The organism is Polynucleobacter sp. AP-Reno-20A-A9 (assembly GCF_018882085.1).
Classification (GTDB): domain Bacteria; phylum Pseudomonadota; class Gammaproteobacteria; order Burkholderiales; family Burkholderiaceae; genus Polynucleobacter.
Map to the genome: position 1 here is coordinate 12,897 of NZ_JACVPB010000014.1, position 22,412 is coordinate 35,308.

The 22,412-nt window shown below is 47.6% G+C and carries 16 protein-coding genes; 6 read left to right on the top strand and 10 right to left on the bottom strand.

Translation table 11 applies throughout. The annotated features are described in order from the left end of the window. Position 1 precedes the first annotated feature (1 nt). Entirely contained in the window at positions 2 to 943 is a 942-nt protein-coding gene (gene ispH, locus ICN39_RS09990) for a 4-hydroxy-3-methylbut-2-enyl diphosphate reductase (RefSeq protein ID WP_216233880.1), read from the top strand. A 3-nt stretch (positions 944 to 946) separates the two neighbouring features. On the opposite strand, the gene ICN39_RS09995 is transcribed toward ispH, so the two are convergent. Both ICN39_RS09995 and ICN39_RS10000 read right to left on the bottom strand, forming a co-directional pair. Further along, positions 947 to 2,140: an acetylornithine transaminase gene (locus ICN39_RS09995; RefSeq protein ID WP_216233881.1), complete on the bottom strand. Its 1,194-nt coding sequence runs from the start codon at positions 2,138 to 2,140 to the stop codon at positions 947 to 949. 81 nt (positions 2,141 to 2,221) lie between these two features. Beyond that, on the bottom strand, positions 2,222 to 3,262 hold the full coding sequence (locus ICN39_RS10000; RefSeq protein ID WP_216233882.1) for a 2Fe-2S iron-sulfur cluster-binding protein: 1,041 nt from the start codon (positions 3,260 to 3,262) through the stop codon (positions 2,222 to 2,224). Between the two features lie 27 nt (positions 3,263 to 3,289). Between ICN39_RS10000 and ICN39_RS10005 the strand changes: the two genes are divergently transcribed. After that, positions 3,290 to 4,186, top strand: a complete 897-nt coding sequence (locus ICN39_RS10005; RefSeq protein WP_255532440.1) for an SDR family oxidoreductase — start codon at positions 3,290 to 3,292, stop codon at positions 4,184 to 4,186. On the opposite strand, the gene ICN39_RS10010 is transcribed toward ICN39_RS10005, so the two are convergent. The 3 genes from ICN39_RS10010 to ICN39_RS10020 form a co-directional block, all read right to left on the bottom strand. Then, positions 4,167 to 5,939, bottom strand: a complete 1,773-nt coding sequence (locus ICN39_RS10010; protein WP_216233883.1) for a glutamine--tRNA ligase/YqeY domain fusion protein — start codon at positions 5,937 to 5,939, stop codon at positions 4,167 to 4,169. The genes ICN39_RS10005 and ICN39_RS10010 overlap by 20 nt on opposite strands. A gap of 84 nt (positions 5,940 to 6,023) precedes the next feature. After that, entirely contained in the window at positions 6,024 to 7,526 is a 1,503-nt protein-coding gene (locus ICN39_RS10015; protein ID WP_216233884.1) for a tripartite tricarboxylate transporter permease, read from the bottom strand. 18 nt (positions 7,527 to 7,544) lie between these two features. Beyond that, complete coding sequence (locus ICN39_RS10020) at positions 7,545 to 8,003, bottom strand: tripartite tricarboxylate transporter TctB family protein (RefSeq protein WP_216233885.1); 459 nt, start codon at positions 8,001 to 8,003, stop codon at positions 7,545 to 7,547. A 121-nt stretch (positions 8,004 to 8,124) separates the two neighbouring features. On the opposite strand from ICN39_RS10020, the gene alaS reads away from it, so the two are divergent. Both alaS and ICN39_RS10030 read left to right on the top strand, forming a co-directional pair. Beyond that, positions 8,125 to 10,749: an alanine--tRNA ligase gene (gene alaS, locus ICN39_RS10025; protein WP_216233886.1), complete on the top strand. Its 2,625-nt coding sequence runs from the start codon at positions 8,125 to 8,127 to the stop codon at positions 10,747 to 10,749. Then, on the top strand, positions 10,746 to 10,991 hold the full coding sequence (locus tag ICN39_RS10030) for a sulfurtransferase TusA family protein (RefSeq protein ID WP_216859952.1): 246 nt from the start codon (positions 10,746 to 10,748) through the stop codon (positions 10,989 to 10,991). The genes alaS and ICN39_RS10030 overlap by 4 nt, the downstream gene beginning before the upstream one ends. A 90-nt stretch (positions 10,992 to 11,081) precedes the next feature. On the opposite strand, the gene galU is transcribed toward ICN39_RS10030, so the two are convergent. Beyond that, positions 11,082 to 11,972, bottom strand: a complete 891-nt coding sequence (gene galU / locus ICN39_RS10035) for a UTP--glucose-1-phosphate uridylyltransferase GalU (protein ID WP_216233887.1) — start codon at positions 11,970 to 11,972, stop codon at positions 11,082 to 11,084. Positions 11,973 to 11,995: 23 nt separating this feature from the next. Next, complete coding sequence (locus ICN39_RS10040; protein WP_216233888.1) at positions 11,996 to 14,887, bottom strand: valine--tRNA ligase; 2,892 nt, start codon at positions 14,885 to 14,887, stop codon at positions 11,996 to 11,998. A gap of 24 nt (positions 14,888 to 14,911) precedes the next feature. Between ICN39_RS10040 and ICN39_RS10045 the strand changes: the two genes are divergently transcribed. Continuing rightward, positions 14,912 to 17,278, top strand: a complete 2,367-nt coding sequence (locus tag ICN39_RS10045) for a UvrD-helicase domain-containing protein (protein WP_216233889.1) — start codon at positions 14,912 to 14,914, stop codon at positions 17,276 to 17,278. A 22-nt stretch (positions 17,279 to 17,300) separates the two neighbouring features. On the opposite strand, the gene ICN39_RS10050 is transcribed toward ICN39_RS10045, so the two are convergent. From ICN39_RS10050 to ICN39_RS10060, 3 genes are read right to left on the bottom strand one after another with little or no spacing between them, the layout of a single operon-like run. Next, complete coding sequence (locus ICN39_RS10050) at positions 17,301 to 18,080, bottom strand: BPSS1780 family membrane protein (RefSeq protein ID WP_216233890.1); 780 nt, start codon at positions 18,078 to 18,080, stop codon at positions 17,301 to 17,303. Continuing rightward, positions 18,077 to 19,051, bottom strand: coding sequence for a homoserine kinase (locus tag ICN39_RS10055; RefSeq protein WP_216233891.1), 975 nt, complete (start codon positions 19,049 to 19,051; stop codon positions 18,077 to 18,079). Before ICN39_RS10055 ends, ICN39_RS10050 begins: the two co-directional genes overlap by 4 nt. 23 nt (positions 19,052 to 19,074) lie before the next feature. Beyond that, a complete protein-coding gene (locus tag ICN39_RS10060) occupies positions 19,075 to 19,455 on the bottom strand; it encodes a hypothetical protein (protein ID WP_255532445.1) in 381 nt (126 codons plus the stop codon). A 116-nt stretch (positions 19,456 to 19,571) separates the two neighbouring features. Here ICN39_RS10060 and polA point away from each other — a divergent pair, with 116 nt between their 5' ends. Beyond that, positions 19,572 to 22,397 carry a DNA polymerase I gene (polA, locus tag ICN39_RS10065; protein ID WP_216233893.1) on the top strand — a complete coding sequence of 942 codons (2,826 nt, stop codon included), beginning with the start codon at positions 19,572 to 19,574 and terminating at the stop codon, positions 22,395 to 22,397. The last annotated feature ends 15 nt before the right edge of the window (positions 22,398 to 22,412 follow it).

A 22,412-nucleotide genomic window follows, 5' to 3' on the forward strand; every position in this document is an offset into this window, starting at 1 on the left:
CATGAGCGAATCTAATAAACCAGAAATTTTGATGGCGCAGCCGCGTGGTTTTTGCGCGGGTGTAGATCGTGCTATCAATATCGTCAACGAGGCACTCAATCGTTTTGGTGCCCCAATATATGTGCGCCATGAAATCGTTCATAACGTTTATGTGGTGAACGAGTTGCGCGATAAGGGCGCGGTGTTTGTGGATGAACTCCATGAAGTGCCTAAAGGTGGCATTGTTGTATTTAGCGCTCATGGGGTTTCCCAGGAAGTTCGCAAGGACGCGGAAGCTCGGGGTTTGCAGGTATACGATGCCACATGTCCCCTGGTTACTAAAGTTCATCTTGAGGTTGTCAAGATGTGCAAAGACGGCTTCACGGTATTGATGATTGGTCATGCGGGTCACCCTGAAGTCGAAGGAACGATGGGGCAAGTAAAAGAGGGGGTTTTCTTAATAGAGAAAGTTGGCGATGTGGGATCTTTGCCTTTCCCGGCCGATGAGAAGATTGCATTTGTTACCCAAACAACACTCTCAGTAGATGAGACGAAAGAAATAGTTGATGCGCTAACGATGAAGTTTCCTAATATTGTTCAGCCCCGCAAACAAGATATTTGTTATGCCACTCAGAATCGTCAAGATGCTGTGAAATTTATGGCGCCTCAGGTTGAGGTCGTTATTGTGGTGGGAAGCGCGACAAGCTCGAACTCCAATCGCTTGCGTGAACTTTCTGAAAAGCTAGGCGTTCCTTCTTACATGGTGGATGCACCAGAGCAACTCAAGCCGGAATGGTTTGCTGGTAAGAAACGGGTTGGTTTAACTGCGGGCGCATCAGCGCCAGAGAGTTTGGCGCAATCGATTGTGAGTCGAATTCAGGAGTTTGGCCCTAGACAGGTTCGAGCGCTTGATGGAGTAACAGAAGAAGTGACTTTTTCTCTACCCAAAAACTTAATTGGGTAGAGCTTAGCCGACTTGCTTTAACAGCTCGCGCAGCATATTACACATCTGACGAATTTCATCATCAGAGACATTTAAGGCTGGCATAAAGCGCAATAAGTTTGGTCTTGGGGAATTGATTAGGAGCCCTTCAGGACTGCGATCTCTGGCAAGATCAACCAGTTTTGGGCCAATATCTTTTCCAAGCATGAGTGCGCGTAGTAATCCTTCGCCACGCTCACCTTCAAGATTAAATTCTGCACAAAGCTTGAGTAATTCAGACTTGAGTAATTCGCCTTTAGCTTTGACGCTATCCAAAAACCCTGGGGCTAGCAGCTGTTCAATGACACTGATGCCGACGGCAGTCATGAGTGGGTTGCCGTTATAGGTTCCACCTTGATCGCCTGGCACAAAGCAGGCTACAGCATCAGTTGCCAATAGAGCTGCTAGTGGAACACCACCACCAATACCTTTACCCAAAGTCATGATGTCTGGCTCAATGCCGTAGTTTTGGTAGGCAAAGAGCGCGCCGGTACGGCCGCAACCAGCCTGCACTTCATCGGCAATTAACAGAATGTTATTTTCTTTGGTGAACTTGCGCAGCTCGCGCATAAATTCTTGAGTGGCTGGAATCACGCCGCCTTCACCTTGAACGGGTTCAAGCATGACCGCAACTGTTTTGTCGGTCACCAGTTTCTTAACGGATTCCAAGTCATTTAAATCTGCCTTTGGAAATCCTGCCACTTGCGGGGCAAACATCGTGTCCCAGTTTGGCTTTCCAGAAGCGCTCATGGTTGCTAATGTACGGCCATGAAAGCTGTGATCAAACGTGATGATCTGAAATGCACCAGATTTATTGAGTTGACCCCATTTGCGCGCTAATTTAATAGCGCCTTCATTTGCTTCAGCTCCGCTATTGGCAAAGAAGACTTTGTCAAAGCAGCTGTTCTCGGTTAGAAGATTGGAAAGGCCAATCATCGGTTCGTTAAAGAACGCCGGACTAGGATTAATAAGTGTCTTCGCTTGGTTATTAAGCGCCTCAATCATTCCTGGGTTGCAGTGACCTAGGCAATTAACAGCCCAGCCTTGTAAGAAATCCAAATAGCGTTTGCCATTGTTATCTGTGAGCCATGAGCCTTTACCCTCGACCATGATCACCTCAGGGCGTGGGGTAATGAACATGACTGAGTGGGTGTCAATAGTCTGAGTTGGCTTATTCATGCTGGTCTGCTTGGCTTAATAATGAAAAGTAAGGGTTTTGAATTAATGGCTCTATTATCTAACTGAATGGGTTTACAGGCTCTAGGCTGTTGCTAAATCAGCCGCGCTGGTGAAGGAGTCGGCAAAGAACTCTTCCTCTGGCAATTGACACTTGGCTGAGAAGTCATTTCTGGCGGCATTGACCATGACCGGGGCGCCACAGGCATACACCTGAAAGTCCCTCATATTAGGATGGTCGGCCATAACGGCTTGATGCACAAAGCCAGTGCGACCTTGCCAAGCATCATCTGCCAAGGCATCAGAAATTACGGGGATGTATTTAAAGTCGACGATTTCTTTTCCCCACGCTTTGCATAAATCATCTAAATACAGATCGCTGGGTCGACGTCCACCCCAGTAAAGATGGATTGGTCGATGAATCTTCTTTGCCTGCATTTGTTCGATGATGGATTTGATTGGAGCAAAACCGGTGCCGGCTGCAACAAAAATAATTGGTTTTTTAGAATCCTCCCTTAAGAAGAAGCTTCCCAAGGGGCCCTCAAAACGAAGAATGTCTTTTTCTTTTAATGCGGGCGTGACGGCTCCAAACACAAAATCTGTAAACAGGCCGCCTGGCAAATGACGAATATGCAACTCAAGTGGACCCTCTTGCTCAGGCGCGTTGGCGATTGAGTAAGCGCGGCGTTGACCATCTTTGAGGAGGAACTCCAAATACTGTCCAGCCAGGAATTGAAAGCGTTCTGAAGCAGGTAGTTGAAGTTTGAGAATGGCAACATCATCACTAGGTTTAGTAATCGCATTGACTCGGCAGGGCACCTTGCGAATCGCAATATCGCCTGCTCCTTGGACTTCACGAGCTTCAATCAGTAGGTCTGAATGGGGATGGGAGCAGCAAAATAGAATGCCACCTGCAGTCTCATCGGTCTTACTCAGGGCGCTTTCACTATGCTGACCATGAGTTACTTGGCCCTCTAAAACTTTACCTTTGCAAGAGCCACAAGCGCCATTTTTACAGCCATAGGGCAGGTTGATGCCTTGGCGAAGAGCGGCCTCCAGAAGATTCTCATCTGGATTGACGGTGAATTGTTTGCCGCTCGTTTTGAGCGTGACTTGATAAGACACTCTCATTCCTTTCAATAAATCGTTACGATGCTACTTATGCAATCTTTTGGTAAACCTTCAATCCTGATTATTGGCTGTGGAGATATTGGTCTTCGGGTAGCCAAGCAGCTTTCACGAAGCCATCGTGTATTGGCACTGACTTCTCAACAGAATCGTTTTCAGGAGTTGAGGGCGGTTGGCGCGACTCCTATTTTGGGTAATCTGGATCATCCAGAGTCTTTATGGCGCCTTAGCGGTTTAGCTCAAACCGTCATTCATCTAGCGCCACCTCAAAATGGGGGAAATCGTGATTGCCGAACCCGCAACCTACTCCGAATTTTAGCCCAAGGCTCCAATGCCGTCAGGCGCCTGATCTATGTCAGCACTACGGGTGTCTATGGCGATCACAGGGGTGGAAAAGTGAGCGAGGTGACACCAGTCAGCCCCCAAAGTGAGCGTGCACAAAGAAGGGTGGATGCCGAGAGGATTCTCCGTTTATGGGCACCCGCCCATGGAGTGGCTTTGACGATTCTGCGCGTCCCTGGAATTTATGCGGCTGATCGCTTGCCGATTGATCGTTTGAAAGCGAAAACGCCGGCACTGCTACCAGAGGAGGATGCCTATTCAAATCACATTCATAGCGATGATTTGGCAAGACTGGTGTGTGCAGCCGTGTATCACGGCAAACCGCAGCGCATCATTAATGCCTGTGATGGCGGTGAGACCAAAATGGGTGATTACTTCGATGAAGTTGCGGATGCTTTTGGTTTGGATAGGCCGACTCGATTGCCTGGCAGCGAGTTACAAAAAATCGTCAGTCCAATGCTTTGGTCCTTTATGCGTGAGTCACGCAGGGTTACCAATCAGCGCTTGCCAGAATTAAAAACACCGCTACGCTATCCTAGCGTCGGACATTTTCTAAAAACTATTTCCAAGAATCCTTGAGGCCAACCGTGCGGTTGAACACTGGCTTGCCAGGCTTGGAATCATTTTTGTCGGCAATAAAGTAACCGTGACGCTCAAACTGAAAGCGATCTTCAGCTTTAGCATCCTTCATGCAGGGCTCCAAGTAAGCGGCAATCGTTTGCATGGAGTTCGGATTGATGGCATCTAGGAAATTCTTATCACCGCTGTCTGGATGAGGGTCGCTAAAAAGGTGATCATATAGTCGAACTTCCGCAGGAATCGCCTCAGCTGCGCTAATCCAGTGAATGTTGCCCTTGACCTTGTAGTTATTGGAGCCAGCAGTACCACTCTTGCTGTCTGGGAGGCGCGTCACGTTGACCTGGGTCACATTGCCTGTAGCATCAGTTTCAAAACCAGTGCACTCCACTACAAAGCCATGGCGTAAGCGAACGCGGCTACCAGGCTGATCTCCAATCGGTGGATAAAGTCTGAAGAATCCTTTGATAGGTTCTTTCATAAAGTCATCTGCCTCAATCCACAGTTCGCGTGTGAAATTAAATTCACGATTACCCCATTCTGGATGATTGGGATGACGCGGCGCAGAGCAAGTCTCTTTTGCTGAGGCGTCAAAGTTTTCAACAACAAGCTTGAGCGGCTTAAGTACTGCGGTAGCGCGTGGGGCTCTCACCTCTAGGTCATCACGCAGCGCCTGGTCTAGGGTGCTCATATCAATCCAGCTATCAGCTTTAGAGACGCCAATACGTTCGCAGAACAAACGAATACTTTCTGGTGTGTAGCCACGGCGACGGATACCTACGATGGTTGGCATCCTTGGATCATCCCAGCCCTCAACATGCTTTTCTTCCACGAGCTGCAATAACTTACGTTTGCTAGTGATGGTGTAGGTCAAGTTCAGACGAGCAAATTCATATTGATGTGGCACTGGGTCTTTAAAGACACCCAATTCTTTTAATGAATTCACAATCCAGTCGTACAAGGGACGGTTGTTCTCGAACTCTAGCGTGCAGATGGAGTGAGAGACGTTCTCTAATGCGTCAGAGATGCAATGCGTGAAGTCATATAGTGGATAGATGCACCATTTGCTGCCAGTGCGATGGTGATCTGTATGGCGAATGCGGTAAACCACGGGGTCACGCATCACAATGTTTGGATGCGCCATGTCAATTTTTAAGCGCAGCACATGTTCGCCATCCTTAAACTTCCCATCGCGCATTTCACGGAACAAAGAGAGATTTTCTTCTGGGCTGCGATCGCGGTAAGGACTATTTTTTCCAGCTTGGCCAAAGTTACCTCGATGGGTATGAATGTCATCAGCACTTTGGCTATCGACATAAGCCTTCCCATCTTGAATCAAGATCTCAGCAAACTCATAGAGTTTGTCGAAGTAGTCACTTGCGTGATACAGATGAGTTCCCCAATCAAAACCCAACCACCTCACCGCATCCAAAATACTATCAGCGTATTCCACATCCTCTTTGACGGGATTGGTGTCATCTAAGCGCATATTGCAGCGCGCGCCACCAGCTTGATTGTTGTAATCAGCGGCTAGTCCAAAGTTCAGGCAAATACTTTTAGCGTGACCAATATGCAGGTAGCCATTAGGTTCAGGCGGAAAACGGGTAATGATTGATGGGATAGCCTCCCCAGCTAAATTGGTGCGCTGTGAAAAAGCACCGCTTGCTAAATCATGATCAATGATCTGGCGTAAGAAATTAGATGGTTCGGCTACAGCGCCGGTATTTGCTTTGGAGGGTTTGCTATCTTGGGACATAGCCTTATTGTAGAGAAAACCCCCAGCCCATAAAGAAAAAGCCCGCAAACAGCTGCGGGCTCGTTTTTGTGAGGCGTAAAACTATCAGTCTTCGACGAATGCCTCTTCGCGAGTCTTTTTCACTGCTGGCAGGGCCACGATTACTACCAAGAGGGCTGATGCAATGAGCAATCCCAAGGAAAGTGGACGAGTCAAGAAGGTGGTGAAATCGCCGCGGGAAAGCAATAATGCACGGCGGAAGTTCTCTTCCATCATTGGTCCAAGCACGAAGCCCAAAAGCAATGGAGGTGGTTCGCAACCCAATTTAAAGAAGAGGTAGCCAATGATGCCAAATGCAGCAGTCACGTATACGTCAAACACAGTGTTGTTGACGGTATAGACGCCGATACAGCAGAAAACCAGAATGGCTGGATACATGAAGCGATAAGGAATCTTCAGTAACTTGACCCAAATACCAATGAGGGGCAAGTTCAAGAGGATCAACATCACGTTACCAATCCACATGGAAGCAATCAGACCCCAGAACAAAGCTGGGTTGCTGGTCATTACCTGAGGACCTGGTTGAATGTTGTGAATAGTCATCGCGCCAACCATCAAGGCCATCACTGCGTTTGGTGGAATACCCAAAGTCAACAATGGAATAAATGAGGTTTGGGCAGCAGCATTGTTGGCTGATTCAGGACCAGCAACACCTTCAATGGCGCCCTTACCAAATTCATGGCTGTACTTAGAGGATTTTTTCTCAACGGAGTAGGCGCCAAAAGCGGCAAGTGCTGCACCGCCGCCTGGCAGGATACCAAGAATCGAACCAATCGTTGTACCGCGCAAGATGGAAGGAATCATGCGTTTTATATCTTGCTTGGTTGGGATCATGGTGGTCATCTTGTTTAAGAAACCTTCATCTTCACCAGTCTTCTCAAGATTGCCCATGATTTCCGCAAAACCGAATACACCCATCGCAACTGCTACGAAGCCGATGCCGTCACTCAACTCAGGAATATCAAACGCATAACGCGAAACACCAGAGTTAACGTCAGTACCGATCAAGCCCATTAAAAGACCCAAAACGATCATGCCAATCGCTTTGATCAAAGAGCCAGATGCCAATACAACCGCACCGATCAAGCCCAAGATCATGAGAGAGAAATACTCAGCAGGGCCAAACTTAAATGCCAGCTGTGAGAGTGGTGCAGCAAAAGCGGCTAACACTAAAGTTGCTACGCAACCTGCAAAGAATGAGCCCATGCCAGCCGTAAACAATGCAACACCGGCTCGACCATTTCTGGCCATTTGGTATCCATCGATTGCCGTCACCACCGAGGACGTCTCTCCTGGGATGTTCAACAGAATTGCTGTGGTAGAGCCACCGTACTGTGAGCCGTAGTAAATACCAGCCAACATAATCAAGGCAGCGATTGGAGGCAAGGCGTAGGTAGCTGGCAATAACATCGCGATAGTCGCGATAGGGCCAAGACCTGGCAAAACACCAATCAGAGTTCCCAAGACGCAGCCGATTAGGCAGTACAAGAGATTTTGTAAGGTAAATGCGGTATCGAAACCGAGAGCTAAATTTGCAAATAAGTCCATTTTCAGTATCCCGGTACGTTATTGAAGAAAGAAAGGTAGTAATGGGAACTGTAATTTCAGGCCCAAAACGAATACCGAATATGTGAAAACAATCAGAAATGTGGCGTTGACTAAGGTGCCTTTCCAATGAAATTCATGACTTGCGCTGGCTGACATAAATACCAAAACGAACACGGCTACGATAAAGCCCATCGTTGGTAAAAGGATGCCGTATGCAATGACGGATCCAGTAATGAGGCCAATGACCTTCCAGTTGAAAGGCGGGATTTTTTCAATCGCGGCTTTAGCGCTCAGAGACTTCACCAGGATTATTAAACCCAGGGCTGTCATGACTAGGCCAAGCCAGAAGGGAAAGTATCCAGGCCCCATTTTGGCGGCAGTGCCCATTGGGTACTGGGTGGCCATAAAGGTAAAAAAGAGACCAATGACCATATACATTAGGCCGGCCCCAAAATCTTTTTGATTACGGATTTCCAAGTTGCGCTCCTTTATTACCGACTTATTTGTCGATTTATTGATGTTGTGGGATTGTAAGGCAGGATATGGGTATCTTGTCTAGGGTTTGCCCTAGAGAGGTGCCAATGCGATAATTATTGCCATGAAAGTATCCCAAATTCGCCAGGCCTATCTGGACTTCTTTGCCCAAAAAGGCCACCAAATCGTCCCATCCAGCCCAGTAGTGCCAGGGGATGACCCAACCCTGCTATTTACTAATGCGGGCATGAACCAATTTAAAGATGTGTTTTTGGGCTTCGATAAGCGCCCTTATAACCGCGCGACGACTGCCCAGAAGTGCATTCGGGCAGGTGGAAAACATAATGATTTGGATAACGTCGGATACACCGCGCGTCACCATACCTTTTTTGAAATGCTGGGGAATTTCTCCTTTGGAGACTATTTTAAGAAGGACGCTATTCAGTTTGCTTGGGATTTATTGACCCAAGTATTTAAGCTGCCGAAAGAGAAGCTTTTAGTCACCGTGTATGCGGAAGACGATGAGGCTTTTGAAATTTGGAATAAACAAATCGGCGTTCCTGCGGATCGCATTATTCGCATTGGGGATAACAAGGGCGCGCGTTACGCTTCGGATAATTTTTGGATGATGGGTGATACAGGCCCTTGTGGACCTTGCACTGAAATTTTTTATGATCACGGCGACCATATTCCTGGCGGCCCTCCTGGAAGTCCAGATGAAGATGGTGATCGCTTCATCGAGATTTGGAATAACGTCTTCATGCAGTACAACCGCGATGAGGCTGGTGTAATGCATCCACTACCTAAGCCTAGCGTTGATACAGGCATGGGTCTTGAGCGCATTGCAGCAGTCTTGCAGCATGTTCATTCTAATTATGAGATCGACCTCTTCGTCAATCTCATCAAGGCTTCCAAGGAGGCCGTTGATGCTGCGGGTGGTGAAAATTGTGATGCTCAAAGCCCTTCATTGCGGGTAATTTCTGACCACATCCGTGCATGTAGTTTCATTGTGGTCGATGGCATCATTCCTGGTAATGCTGGTCGTGGCTATGTATTGCGTCGTATTGCACGTCGCGCGATTCGTCATGGTTACAAACTAGGTGCACGCAAACCATTCTTTTATCAGCTGGTACCTGCGCTTGTTAAAGAGATGGGTGAAGCCTATCCAGAGTTACGCGCCGCACAAGACAAAGTCAGTGAAGTTATTAAGCAAGAAGAAGAGCGCTTCTTTCAAACGATTGCCAATGGCATGGAAATTTTGGATGGTGCTTTAGCTGGTGGCGCAAAAATAGTGGATGGAGAAACAGCTTTTCGCTTACATGACACTTTTGGTTTCCCATTGGATCTAACGGCTGACGTTTGTCGTGAGCGTGGCGTCACTGTCGATGCAGATGGCTTTGAAGTGGCGATGCAGAAGCAGCGCGACCAGGCAAGAGTTGCGGGCAAATTCAAGGTAGCTCAAGGCCTGGATTACAAAGGTAAGCCTACGCAGTTTCATGGTTATGACACCTTGAAGCATGAAGGCGCCAAAGTAACGGCACTCTATGTGGATGGCTCATCAGTCCCCTCTATTAAAGCGGGTGATGCAGCTGTCATTGTTTTAGACAACACCCCTTTTTATGCTGAATCTGGCGGCCAAGTAGGCGACAAAGGTGAGCTACGCAATGAAAGTATTCGTTTCGCAGTAGAAGACACTTTCAAGATTCAGGCTGATGTATTTGGTCATCAGGGTGAAGTGCTTGAGGGTGAGCTCAAAGTAGGTGATGCTATTAATGCATTAGTAGACACCCAGCAAAGAGCCGATACGATGCGCAACCACAGCGCTACTCATATCTTGCACAAAGCCTTACGTGAGGTGCTGGGTGATCATGTGCAGCAAAAAGGTTCATTGGTAGATGCCACTAAGACCCGCTTCGACTTTACGCACAATGCGCCTATTACGGCTGAGCAAATTCGCCGTATTGAAGACATCGTAAACCAAGAGATTCTGGAAAACACAGCCACTTCAGGCAAAGTCATGTCTTTGGATGATGCGCAAAAGACTGGAGCCATGATGTTGTTTGGCGAGAAGTACGGCGAAGAAGTGCGAGTACTGGAGATAGGTTCTTCTAAAGAACTTTGTGGCGGTACTCACGTAGGACGTACTGGTGATATCGGTAGCTTGAAGATTGTTTCCGAAGGCGGCGTTGCCGCTGGCATCCGTCGTGTTGAGGCGGTTACAGGAAGCAATGCCTTGCATTTCTTGCAAGACTTAGAAGATAAGATCAATGAAGCTGCAGCGCTTCTCAAAACCCATCCTGGTGATTTGGTCAATCGCGTTGCGCAACTTCAAGAAAGCCTGCGTCAAGCGGAGCGCGAATTAGAGAAGGCGAATTCTAAGTTGGCTGCAAGCCAGGGCGATGAGTTAGCAGGTCAGGCTATCGATGTGAATGGCATCAAGGTACTTGCTGCTCGACTTGATGGTGCTGATGCTGGCGTATTGCGCGAAACAATGGATGCCCTAAAGGCAAAGTTGAAAACTGCTGCCATTGTGTTGGCCTCAGTTCAAGGCGATAAGGTGAGCTTGATTGCTGGTGTTACGGCTGACTCGATTGGCAAAGTAAAGGCAGGTGATCTCGTGAACTTTGTTGCTCAACAAGTGGGTGGTAAAGGTGGCGGCAAACCAGAAATGGCAATGGCTGGTGGAACTGATCCTAGCAAGTTGGGCGTAGCCTTAAGCGGCGTTAAAGACTGGATAGCAAGCAAATGAGTGAATCAGTAAATATTGCTTTTAACGCAGAGGTGGATGCGATTGGTATGAACTGCCCATTGCCTATCTTGCGTACTAAAAAAGCGTTGGCAACCATGCAGTCAGGTGAGGTCTTAAAGATTAAGGCAACCGATGCGGGTGCCGCTCATGACTTTCCTGCTTTTGCTAAGCAAACTGGCAATGAGTTGCTTGCAAGCACTACCGAAGGTGATGTACTGGTTTTCTTTATGAAACGTAGGTAGGTAAAAAGACGGGTATTTATTCTTTTAGCTAGGTGATAAAACAAAAGGCGGAGATTAATCTCTGCCTTTTTTATTCCTCTTGAAGAGCTTTTACTTTAAAGACCAGCTTTTTAAGTACTCTGCAAATTCTTCACCTACTTCTTGGTGGCGCAGGGCGAAATCCACAGAGGCCTTCAGGTAGCCCAACTTGCTGCCACAGTCATAGCGAATGCCATCGTATTCATAGCCAAATACAGGCTCTTTTTTTAGTAAGGCGGCAATCGCATCAGTAAGCTGAATTTCTCCGCCAGCACCGGGCTTCACATTACGAATGTGATCAAAAATCTTGGAGGATAGTACATAGCGACCAACCACTGCTAGATCAGAGGGCGCATCAGCAGGTTTTGGTTTCTCAACGATGCCATTGAGGCGATAGATGCCTTTGCTGACTGAATCTCCCGAGATAATCCCGTATGAGCTACTTTTAGAGGGATCAATCTTCTCTACTGCCAATACAGAGCCTTGTTGTTCCTCATGCACCTTGAGCATTTGAGCGAGTACGGGTGGCTGACCATCTAAGAGGTCATCCGCCAAAATGATGGCAAATGGCTCGTCGCCCACTAACTTCTCAGCGCATAAAACGGCGTGACCTAGTCCCAGGGGTTCGGATTGCCTGATGTACACGCAATCAACATTGTCCGGCTTTACGCTTCTGACAAGATGAAGAAGGTCTTGTTTGTTCTTCGCCTCGAGTGCGGCCTCTAATTCATATGCTTTATCAAAATGATCCTCAATCGCACGTTTGCTACGGCCTGTAACAAAAATTAGCTCTGTAATGCCAGCTGCAATAGCTTCATCCACTGCGTACTGAATCAAGGGTTTATCCACGACATTGAGCATTTCTTTGGGGCTGGCTTTAGTAGCAGGCAAAAATCGTGTGCCAAATCCCGCAACCGGAAATACGGCCTTAGTTACTTTTTTGGAGCTGAAATGTAATGTCATGAAAGGTCCGTTCTTATTATTTTTTATTTAAGACGATCTAATTGTGCAACAAGCTTCTCATGATTTTGCTCAAAGCCAGCAAGGCGTTGTTTTTCTTGGGCAACAACCTCGGCTGGGGCGCGTGCCACAAAGCTTTCATTGGTCAATTTACCCTTTGCTTTATTGATTTCATTGGCTAAGCGCTCAATTTCTTTGCCTAGGCGAATTCTTTCGGCGCCAACATCCACTTCAATCTTGAGTAAAAGCTTGATATCGCCTACCAAAGCAATTGGCGCTCCTGGGGCATCTTTTTCTAAAGCAGACTCATCGCTGTAGATTTTGACCTCAGTTAATTTGGCAAGCGCCATGAGGTAGGGAGTGGCTTTCTCAAGGAATCCTTTTGGACCACAAATCCAGAGTGGCACTTTTTGACCGGGAGGAACTTGCATCTCGCCACGAAGGTTTCTACAGGCATCCACAATGGCTTTGATTTGTGCAACCCAGGCCTCACTCTTTTCATCAATCTTTTCAGGCTGAGCAACAGGGTAAGGCTGAAGAGCAATGGTTTGTTTGGTTTGTTTAGCCAGCTCTTTGCCAGACTTTGGTCCTACAGTTTGCCAAAGCGTTTCAGTGATGAATGGAATTAGGGGATGCGCCATGCGCAAAATGGTTTCCAAAACGCGTAAGAGGGTGCGACGAGTAGCGCGTTGCTGCGCTGGCGTACCAGTCTGCAATTGCACCTTGGCAAGCTCAAGATACCAATCACAATACTCATCCCAAACAAATTGGTAAATGCTGCTGGCAATATTGTCAAAGCGATAAGCCTCAAAGCCTTTAGCTACCCCAGATTCTGTTCTTTGCAGTTGCGAAACGATCCAACGATCTGCTGGTGAAAAATCCAAATAGCCATCAGGGCCACATTGGTTGTCGCAAGGCGCAAAGCCATTGTCTTCATCGCCACCAGGGCAGTTCATCAGAACAAAGCGCGTGGCGTTCCAGAGTTTGTTGCAGAAATTGCGATAGCCTTCACAACGCTTTTGATCAAAGTTGATATTGCGTCCGAGCGAAGCTAGGGAGGCGAAAGTAAAGCGCAAGGCATCAGTACCAAATGCAGGAATGCCATCCGGAAACTCTTTCTTCGTTTTCTTGCTAATACTTTCAGCTTGTTTTGGATTCATGAGGCCAGTAGTTCGTTTGCCTACTAACTCTTCAATCTTGATGCCATCAATTAAATCAATTGGGTCTAAGGTATTGCCTTTGGACTTGCTCATCTTCTGGCCTTCGGCATCGCGAACTAGACCATGAACATAGACGGTATGGAATGGTACTTTTCCTGTGAAATGGCAGGTCATCATGACCATGCGCGCTACCCAGAAGAAGATGATGTCAAAACCAGTCACCAAAACAGAAGAAGGTAAGAAGTGATTTAAGGCAGGCGTTTCTTCTGGCCAACCTAAAGAGCTAAAAGGCACAAGCGCAGAGCTAAACCAAGTATCCAGAACGTCAGGATCACGGTTGAGTTTGCCGGTGTAGCCAGCTGCAACAGCTTTCGCCTGAGCCTCTTCCTCAGAGCGCCCTACAAAAATTTGCCCATCATCGCCATACCAGGCTGGGATTTGATGGCCCCACCAGAGTTGACGGGAGATGCACCAGTCTTGAATGTTCTCTAACCACTGGGTGTAGGTATTAATCCAGTTTTCTGGAACAAGCTTGATATCGCCTTTGGTCACCGCATCCAAGGCTGCACCAGCAATCGATGAGCCCGGTTGATATTTGTTATCTGGACTGGGTTTTGACATCGCCACAAACCATTGGTCAGTGAGCATTGGCTCGATGATGGTTTGGGTGCGGTCACCCCGTGGCACCATTAATTTATGTGGTTGAACTTTATCCAATAAACCAGCAGCCTCTAAATCAGAAACTACTTGCTTACGTGCTGCGAATCTTTCCATACCTTGATAGGCGGCTGGAGCATTCTCATTAATCTTGGCATCCAAAGTAAGGATGTTGATCATGGGCAGTTGATGACGTTGACCTACCGCATAGTCATTAAAGTCATGCGCAGGAGTGACTTTTACAACGCCAGTACCAAAATTCAAATCCACATAGTCGTCAGCAATGATAGGAATCTGGCGTTCACACAAGGGCAAGTTTACTGACTTGCCGATGAGGTGCTTATAACGCTCATCTTCTGGGTTCACCATCACGGCAACGTCGCCCAATAAGGTTTCTGGACGAGTGGTGGCAACGGTGAGGTGACCAGAGCCATCGGTCAATGGATAGCGGATATGCCACATCGATCCATCTTCTTCTTCGCTCACTACTTCTAGGTCTGAAACTGCAGTGCCTAAGACAGGATCCCAGTTCACCAAGCGCTTGCCGCGATAAATTAAACCTTGTTCATGCAAGCGCACAAATACTTCGACAACTGCTTTGGACATCTTGCTGTCCATCGTGAAATATTCTTTGCCCCAATCGATTGAAGCGCCAAGACGACGAATTTGGCGGGTAATGGTATTGCCGGAAGTTTCTTTCCACTCCCAGACTTTTTCTAAAAACTTGTCGCGACCTAAATCGTGGCGAGATATTTTTTGCGCATCGAGTTGACGCTCAACAACGATCTGCGTAGCAATACCGGCGTGATCGGTGCCAGGCACCCATAAGGTATTTTTGCCTGTCATACGAGCGTGACGTACCAAGCCATCCATGATGGTTTGATTGAAGGCGTGACCCATATGCAGGGTGCCGGTCACATTGGGTGGGGGAAGTTGGATAGAAAAATCATCCTTACCCTCATCCATGGTGGAGTCAGAAATACCCCGGCGCTCCCACTCTGGACCCCAGTAGGCCTCTATCGGGGCGGGTTCGTAGGATTTAGCGAGCTCGTCAGCTGAGCTGGCCGCTGGTGAATTAGGGGTATTTGAGGCATTTGGCATAAGAGGCAAATTATAATTGGGCTGATGTACTCAGACTTGCTCGCGAACCTCAATCCAGAACAGCGCGAGGCAGTGACCCTCCCGCCCGTCCACGAAAATGGCCAAGCCCAATCAGCCTTGATTTTGGCTGGGGCAGGGAGCGGCAAGACCCGCGTCCTCACCACCCGTATAGCCTGGTTGATTCAGACCGGCCAGGTATCCCCTATAGGCGTCCTGGCAGTGACATTCACCAATAAGGCTGCCAAAGAGATGATGCTCCGCCTGAGCGCCATGCTGCCCATCAATACGCGTGGGATGTGGATTGGCACCTTTCATGGTCTTTGCAATCGTTTATTGCGTGCCCATCACAAAGAAGCGGGTTTGCCTTCCACATTCCAGATTTTGGATACCCAGGATCAACTTTCTGCGATTAAGCGTCTGTTGAAGGGTTTAAAGGTCGACGATGAAAAGTATCCCGCAAAGCAGTTGCAATACTTTATTGCCCACGCCAAGGAGCGCGGTCAACGAGCAAAAGATTTGGCTGTGGGCGATGACTTTCAAGCCAAGATGGCGCAACTGTATGCGACCTATGATGAGCAATGTCAACGCGAAGGCGTGGTGGATTTCGCTGAACTCTTATTACGTAGTTATGAATTACTCAAGCATAGTGAAGCAATTCGGACTCACTATCAAGAGCGCTTCCGTCATATTTTGATTGACGAGTTTCAAGATACCAATGCTTTGCAATACGCATGGCTTAAATTATTATCGGGTCATGATGCAAGTCGTATCAATGTCAGTGGCATGGGTTGTAGCTCTGTTTTTGCAGTAGGTGATGATGACCAAAGTATTTATGCTTTCCGCGGCGCCGATGTTGAAAACATGCGCCTCTATGAAAAGCAATACCACCCATTGATGGTGAAGTTAGAGCAGAACTATCGCTCGCATGGCCATATTTTGGATACGGCAAATCACCTTATTGCGAATAACTCCGAGCGCCTTGGTAAGAACCTTCGAACCGATGCTGGTCATGGCGAGCCAGTCCGTATTTATGAGGCGCCAAGCGATCATGCCGAAGCTGCTTGGCTGGTGGACGAGATCAAGGCTTTAGTAAATAGCGGTATCAAGCGTACAGAAGTTGCTTTGCTCTATCGCAGTAATGCACAGTCTCGCATTATTGAGCATGCATTATTTTCTGCAGGTATTCCGTATCGTGTTTATGGCGGTTTGCGCTTTTTCGAACGCGCTGAAATTAAACATGCACTGGCTTACTTACGCTTGCTCGAAAATCCAAACGACGACACTTCATTCTCCCGAGTGGTGAATTTCCCAACCCGCGGAATTGGCGCAAGATCAATCGAAGCCTTGCAAGATGCCGCCAGAGCGCAACAATGCTCTTTATATCTAGCGGCTTCTACTTTAGAAGGCAAAGCCGGTGCTGCACTCAGTGGATTTGTACGTTTAGTGGATCACATGCGTGAAGCCACTCGTCACAATACTTTGCCAGAAACGGTTGAATTCGTAATTCAGCATAGCGGCTTGATTCAGCACTATCTCTCTGAACGCGAAGGGCAAGATCGTGTCGAGAACTTACAAGAATTGATTAACGCCGCAACCGCATTTATTGCTGAAGAGGGCTATGGCCAAGATGCGGCCGCTGCAATGTTGCCGGGTGAGAATGCTCCTGGCGTTGTGGAAGTCTCTCCTTTGGCAGCCTTTTTATCGCATGCTTCATTGGAGGCAGGTGACAATCAAGCTCAAGCTGGTCAAGATGCCGTGCAGTTAATGACGGTGCACTCGGCAAAAGGCTTAGAGTTCACCTCAGTATTCATCACTGGTCTTGAGGAGGGTTTATTTCCGCATGAGAACAGCGTGAATGAGCAGAATGGCTTAGAAGAGGAGCGTCGTTTGATGTATGTGGCGATTACTCGCGCCAAGGAGCGCCTGTACCTCTCGCACACTCAATCCCGTATGCTGCATGGCCAAGTGCGCTACAACATGCCTTCTCGCTTCTTAGAGGAGCTCCCATCCGATTCATTGAAATGGCTTACCCCTAAAGCAAGAGATGCCCGCTGGGGTGGTGGGGGCGCAAGATCCGGTTCTACTTGGCAAGATGGCTATACCCGTCAACGCGAATATGAATCGAATGACTTTTTTGATTCAGGCTCTGATCGTCAAAGACCGGCGAAGCGAGTTGGCTCAGCTTCGATGGAAGTGAAAAGACTAGCCTCTCCGCCTCGCGGCAATTACCCATTCACCATTGGGCAGAATGTCTTTCATACAAAGTTCGGTGAGGGGCGCGTGACTGGTTTAGAAGGCGTAGATGCCGATGCAAGGGCGCAGGTTAATTTCAAGCGTCATGGCATCAAGTGGTTGCAGCTGAGTATTGCGAAGCTTGCTGCGATAGACTGACGAGTCAGCGCAGATAAATCATTTAGGCCGGCAACACCACTTCATCTTCTGTAAAGCAAGCTTTCCAAGTCGCATAAAAAGAGCAGTGCATTATTGTCAAGCCTGCCATGGAAATGGGGGCGATGATGAACGAGGCTGCTTGCCCTAGATCGAGCGCATCAAAAATCATTCCCACTGTTAGTGGAATGGCAATCAGAATTGCGCTCCAAATAGACAAATACAAAAAGAATGCTGCCTTATTAGCCCAGCATGCTAAGCAGCTTGAGAATAGGGCTTGAGGGACGGGCATATCTGCCCAAGCAACCAGTACTGGGGAGAACCACATCAACATAGCTACTGGTATGTAAAGTACGGCGCCAAAGAAAAGCACTAAGTAAACTTGGCGCAGCGCCTCGGGCGTGATGGGCTTATCGCTAGTCATTAGCGGGAGCAGTAATTCAAAGTCAACTAAGAGACTTAAGATAAAGCTGAGCAACAAAATCATGCCGGCGTAAACCAAGCCTAATTGCAAAATTCTTTTGCGAACAATCGGACTCGACCGAAGTGCAATTAAATAGACCATTGGCCTAATCCGCTCTTTTTGAATTCCTTGACGGCAAGCGGTCATGAATCCAACGGAAAGGGTTGGTGTGAGCAGAAGAACTGCAAAGACACCAATCACTGGAATAATGACTGCTAGCTGTGCCGCAAAGACATACATAAAGACCAGCATTAAGAAGCCCAAAGGATTCTGCTTAAAAAGCCAAATGCCTTGTCTAATCCAGGTGTAGCCTTCTTTGGGCGCTACGGAATTGAGTTTCATAGTGAGCGACGACTTAAAAGAATGCGTTCAAAGTGCGTAGGATCATGCGGGGTTAGCATTTGTGCATCTCGTGGCAAATAGAAATCCCAGAGTCTTGAAACCCAGAAACGTAAGGCTGCTGCACGCAACATGAGTGGCCAGTTAGCTTGCTCTTCTTTGGTGAGAGGGCGAACCGACTGATAGGCTTTTATAAACGCGTCTAAGCGAGCAGGATCTAAATCTTGCTTGTTATCCGCAAGACACCAGTCATTAGCGGTGACGGCAATATCAAATAGCCATTTATCAGTGCCGGCAAAGTAGAAGTCAAAGAAACCACCTAACTGATCTTGGGATATATCGGATCCTTTGGGATCAAATAAGACGTTGTCGCGAAATAGATCGCAATGACTAGCCCCTTGCGGCAACCCATCATAGGCGCTCGAGGCAAAAAATTCCTCTTGAGTTTTTAACTCATGGGTAATGAGTTCTTTCTGGGGTGTGCTTAAGTGCGGCAAGATCGAAGGTATTGTTTTCTGCCACCAGCCCAGACTGCGAAGATTCTCTTGGGACTTCGGAAAATCTTTTCCAGCCAAATGCATCTTCGCCAGCATCTCACCAACGAGGGCGCAATGATTGGCTTCAGGTTCGAGCCTAGAAAGGCCTGGCAGCTTGGTAACAATGGCCGCTGGCTTGCCTTTGATGGTAAAGAGAATCTCACCCTGTTTACTCTCAATCGGCTTGGGAACAGGCACACCTTTGTTTGCTAGGTGGCGCATTAACTCTAAATAGAAAGGAAGTTGTTGGGCAGACAATCTTTCAAAGATTGTTAAAACATATTCCCGCTTTTTCTCATCCTTGACGGTGTCTAAGAAAAAGTTAGAGTTTTCAATACCACCATGAATGCCGCGAATTTCACTGGCTTGGCCGATGTCAAAGTCCTGAGAAATCCATTGAGAAATATCTTCAAGCTCGATCGGAGTAAATACAGCCATAAATCAATAAACGCTTTTTTAAATTAAAAAGGAATGCTGACGCTTGGAACGCTAATCAGATCTGTTTCTTTTGGAGGCCCTGGCATCACTGATGTGGGTGGTGCCATTTCATAGCTGGTGTAAGGTGTTTTTACATCCACCTGCGTTGGAGAATTGACGTCCTTGTATTCAGTAATAGTAGTACCGTTTTTATCTTTGTATTGATAGTTTGGCTTGCGTTGCTCCGGGGTATTCATTACACCACTTGCGCTCACTGCAGGTGCGATTGGCTGATTATTAATACGGTTTAATTCCGATGGGCTCAGTGCCTGGCTGTTATTCTGAGCTTGGGCTGAAGTGGCGCCAAAAACTCCAAAAACTCCAAAAACCACCAAAAAACTCATTAGGGTTAGGCTTTGACTCATTGAGTGGCTAATTAAGTTCGTTAAATAATGCATTTTTTCACCTTTTTAAGCCTACTCTCGGGCGGTTCCTTAACCAGACCTGTAGGCAATTCACAACTAGATTGTACGATTGCGGTATGACTAAACATAGACTCTTGTTGGTAGACGGCTCAAGTTACCTCTATCGTGCCTTCCACGCCATGCCAGACCTCAGAAATGGGGCTGGAGAGCCCACTGGGGCTATTTATGGCATGGTCAATATGATGCGCCGGGCTCGATCTGAGCTCAAGGCTGACCATATAGCCTGTGTTTTTGATGCCAAAGGCAAGACCTTCCGCGACGAAATGTACTCGGAATATAAGGCGCATCGCTCCCCCATGCCTGAGGATTTGGTTAAACAGATTGAGCCGATTCATGCGATGGTGAAAGCTTTGGGTTGGCCGGTATTGATGGTTTCTGGCGTAGAAGCAGACGATGTGATTGGGACTTTGGCTTGCCAAGCAACGCAAGCCGGTTGGGAAACCATCATTTCTACTGGCGATAAAGATTTGGCACAATTGGTAAACCCTTCGGTCACCCTCATCAATACGATGACCAATGAAAAGCTAGATATCGAAGGTGTAAAAGAAAAGTTTGGTGTACCACCAGAATTAATTGTGGACTATTTATCTATCATCGGCGATACCGTTGATAACGTGCCGGGTGTTCCGAAGGCAGGGCCAAAGACAGCAAATAAATGGCTGGCAGAATTTGGCAATCTGGATAACTTGATGGCAAATGCCGATCAAGTTAAAGGCGTTGTTGGTGAAAATTTGCGCGCTACGCTTCCTTGGTTGCCACAAGCTCGTCAACTGATTACGGTAAAAACAGATTGCGATTTATCGCCCCATTTACCCAGTTTGGATGATCTGCATGCCAGATCCGAAGATGCACCTTTACTGCGTGAATTATTTGAGCGTTATGCATTTAAGACTTGGTTGCGCGACGTGGAGAGGCAGCTCACAAGCCCAGAGAATAAGGGTGAGGCGGTAGCGTTTGATTTGGCAGGTAGCCCAATTTCCTCGTCTGATAGCGGTGCAGATGAAGAAAAAAAGACGCGCGTAATTGCCAGCTCCCCGACTAAAGATTTGTCACAGGCAACTCGAGATTCACAAGATGCAATTGAGCGTCACTATGAATGTGTAGTGGACGAAGCGGGTTTAGAGAGATGGCTAAAGAAAATTGAGTTGTCTACATTAACAGCGGTTGATACGGAAACCACCAGTCTTGATGCGCTTGCGGCAGAGCTCGTTGGAATTTCTTTATCGGTCAAGCCAGGTGAAGCTTGTTACATCCCAGTTGCTCACCGCAATGGTGAAGTGCAACTTAATCGTGACCTGGTGCTTGCACGTATGAAGTCATGGTTAGAAAGTACGACGCATTTAAAAGTGGGTCAAAACTTAAAGTACGACGCCCATATCTTTGCAAACTATGGCATTACCTTGAAGGGCGTTGCATTCGATACCTTGCTGGAGTCTTATGTACTTGAGTCACACATGCCACACAATATGGATAGCTTGGCTGAACGCCATCTGGGCATGAAAACCATTCGCTATGAAGAGGTGTGCGGCAAAGGCGTCCACCAGATTGGCTTTGATCAAGTTGACCTCAAGATTGCGACTGATTACGCGGCGGAAGATGCGGATATTACTTTGCGCCTTCATTTGGAGTTATGGCCGCAGATTCAGGAAAACTTAGGCCTCCTCTATATCTACGAACAGGTGGAGATGCCCGCTATGCGTGTGCTCGGCATTATGGAGCGCAATGGCATTCGAATTGACTCAGCATTGCTGGCCAAGCAAGGGCAGCAGGTGGGTAAACGTTTACTTGAGTTAGAGGGCGAGATCCACAAGCTAGCAGGCCAGCCTTTTAATATCCAGTCGCCTAAGCAGATCGCAGAAATTTTATTTGGACAGCTTGAACTTCCGGTAGTTAAAAAGACGCCTTCCGGTGCACCCTCTACCGATGAGGAAGTGTTGCAGAAGTTAGCGGAAGACTATCCGTTGCCAGCGCGCATTCTGGATTACCGTAGCTTGGCAAAGCTAATGTCCACCTATATTGAGAAGCTTCCTCGAATGGCTGACCATAAGACCGGGCGTGTTCATACGAATTTTTCTCAAGCTACTGCAGTCACGGGCCGCCTGGCATCTAGCGATCCAAACTTACAAAATATTCCAGTGCGCACAGAAGAGGGTCGTCGTATTCGTGAGGCCTTTATTCCGGCGGACGGATGTAAATTATTGTCGGCGGATTACTCGCAAATTGAGTTACGTATCATGGCGCATATTGCCGAAGATGAAAATCTCTTAACGGCATTTAAAGAAGGTAAAGATGTTCACCAGGCCACTGCAGCAGAGATTTTTGGCGTCCCATTGGATGATGTCAATTCTGAGCAGCGTCGTTACGCCAAGGTGATTAACTTTGGCCTGATTTACGGCATGAGCGCTTTTGGATTGGCTGGCAACTTAGGTATTGAGCGTTCTGCTGCGCAAAACTACATCGCCAAATACTTCGATCGTTATCCAGGGGTTGCTCAATATATGGAGCGCACCCGTCTCGAAGCAAGAGAGAATGGGTATGTAGAGACGGTCTTTGGGCGACGTCTTTGGCTACCAGAGATCAAGGGCTCCAATGGTCCGAGACGCCAGGGTGCTGAGCGTGCAGCAATTAATGCCCCAATGCAAGGTACCGCAGCTGACTTAATAAAATTGGCCATGATCGCCGTGGAAGATTGGCTCGAGAAAGAACAGCTCAAGACCAAGCTTCTATTGCAGGTTCATGATGAATTGGTCCTAGATGTGCCTTTCGATGAGCTTGAGCAGGTACAGGCAACATTACCCGGTTTGATGTGTAATGTCGCCCAGTTAAAGGTGCCTTTGGTGGTTAGTATTGGGATTGGCGATAATTGGGAAGAGGCGCACTAAGACTTCAATGAGAAA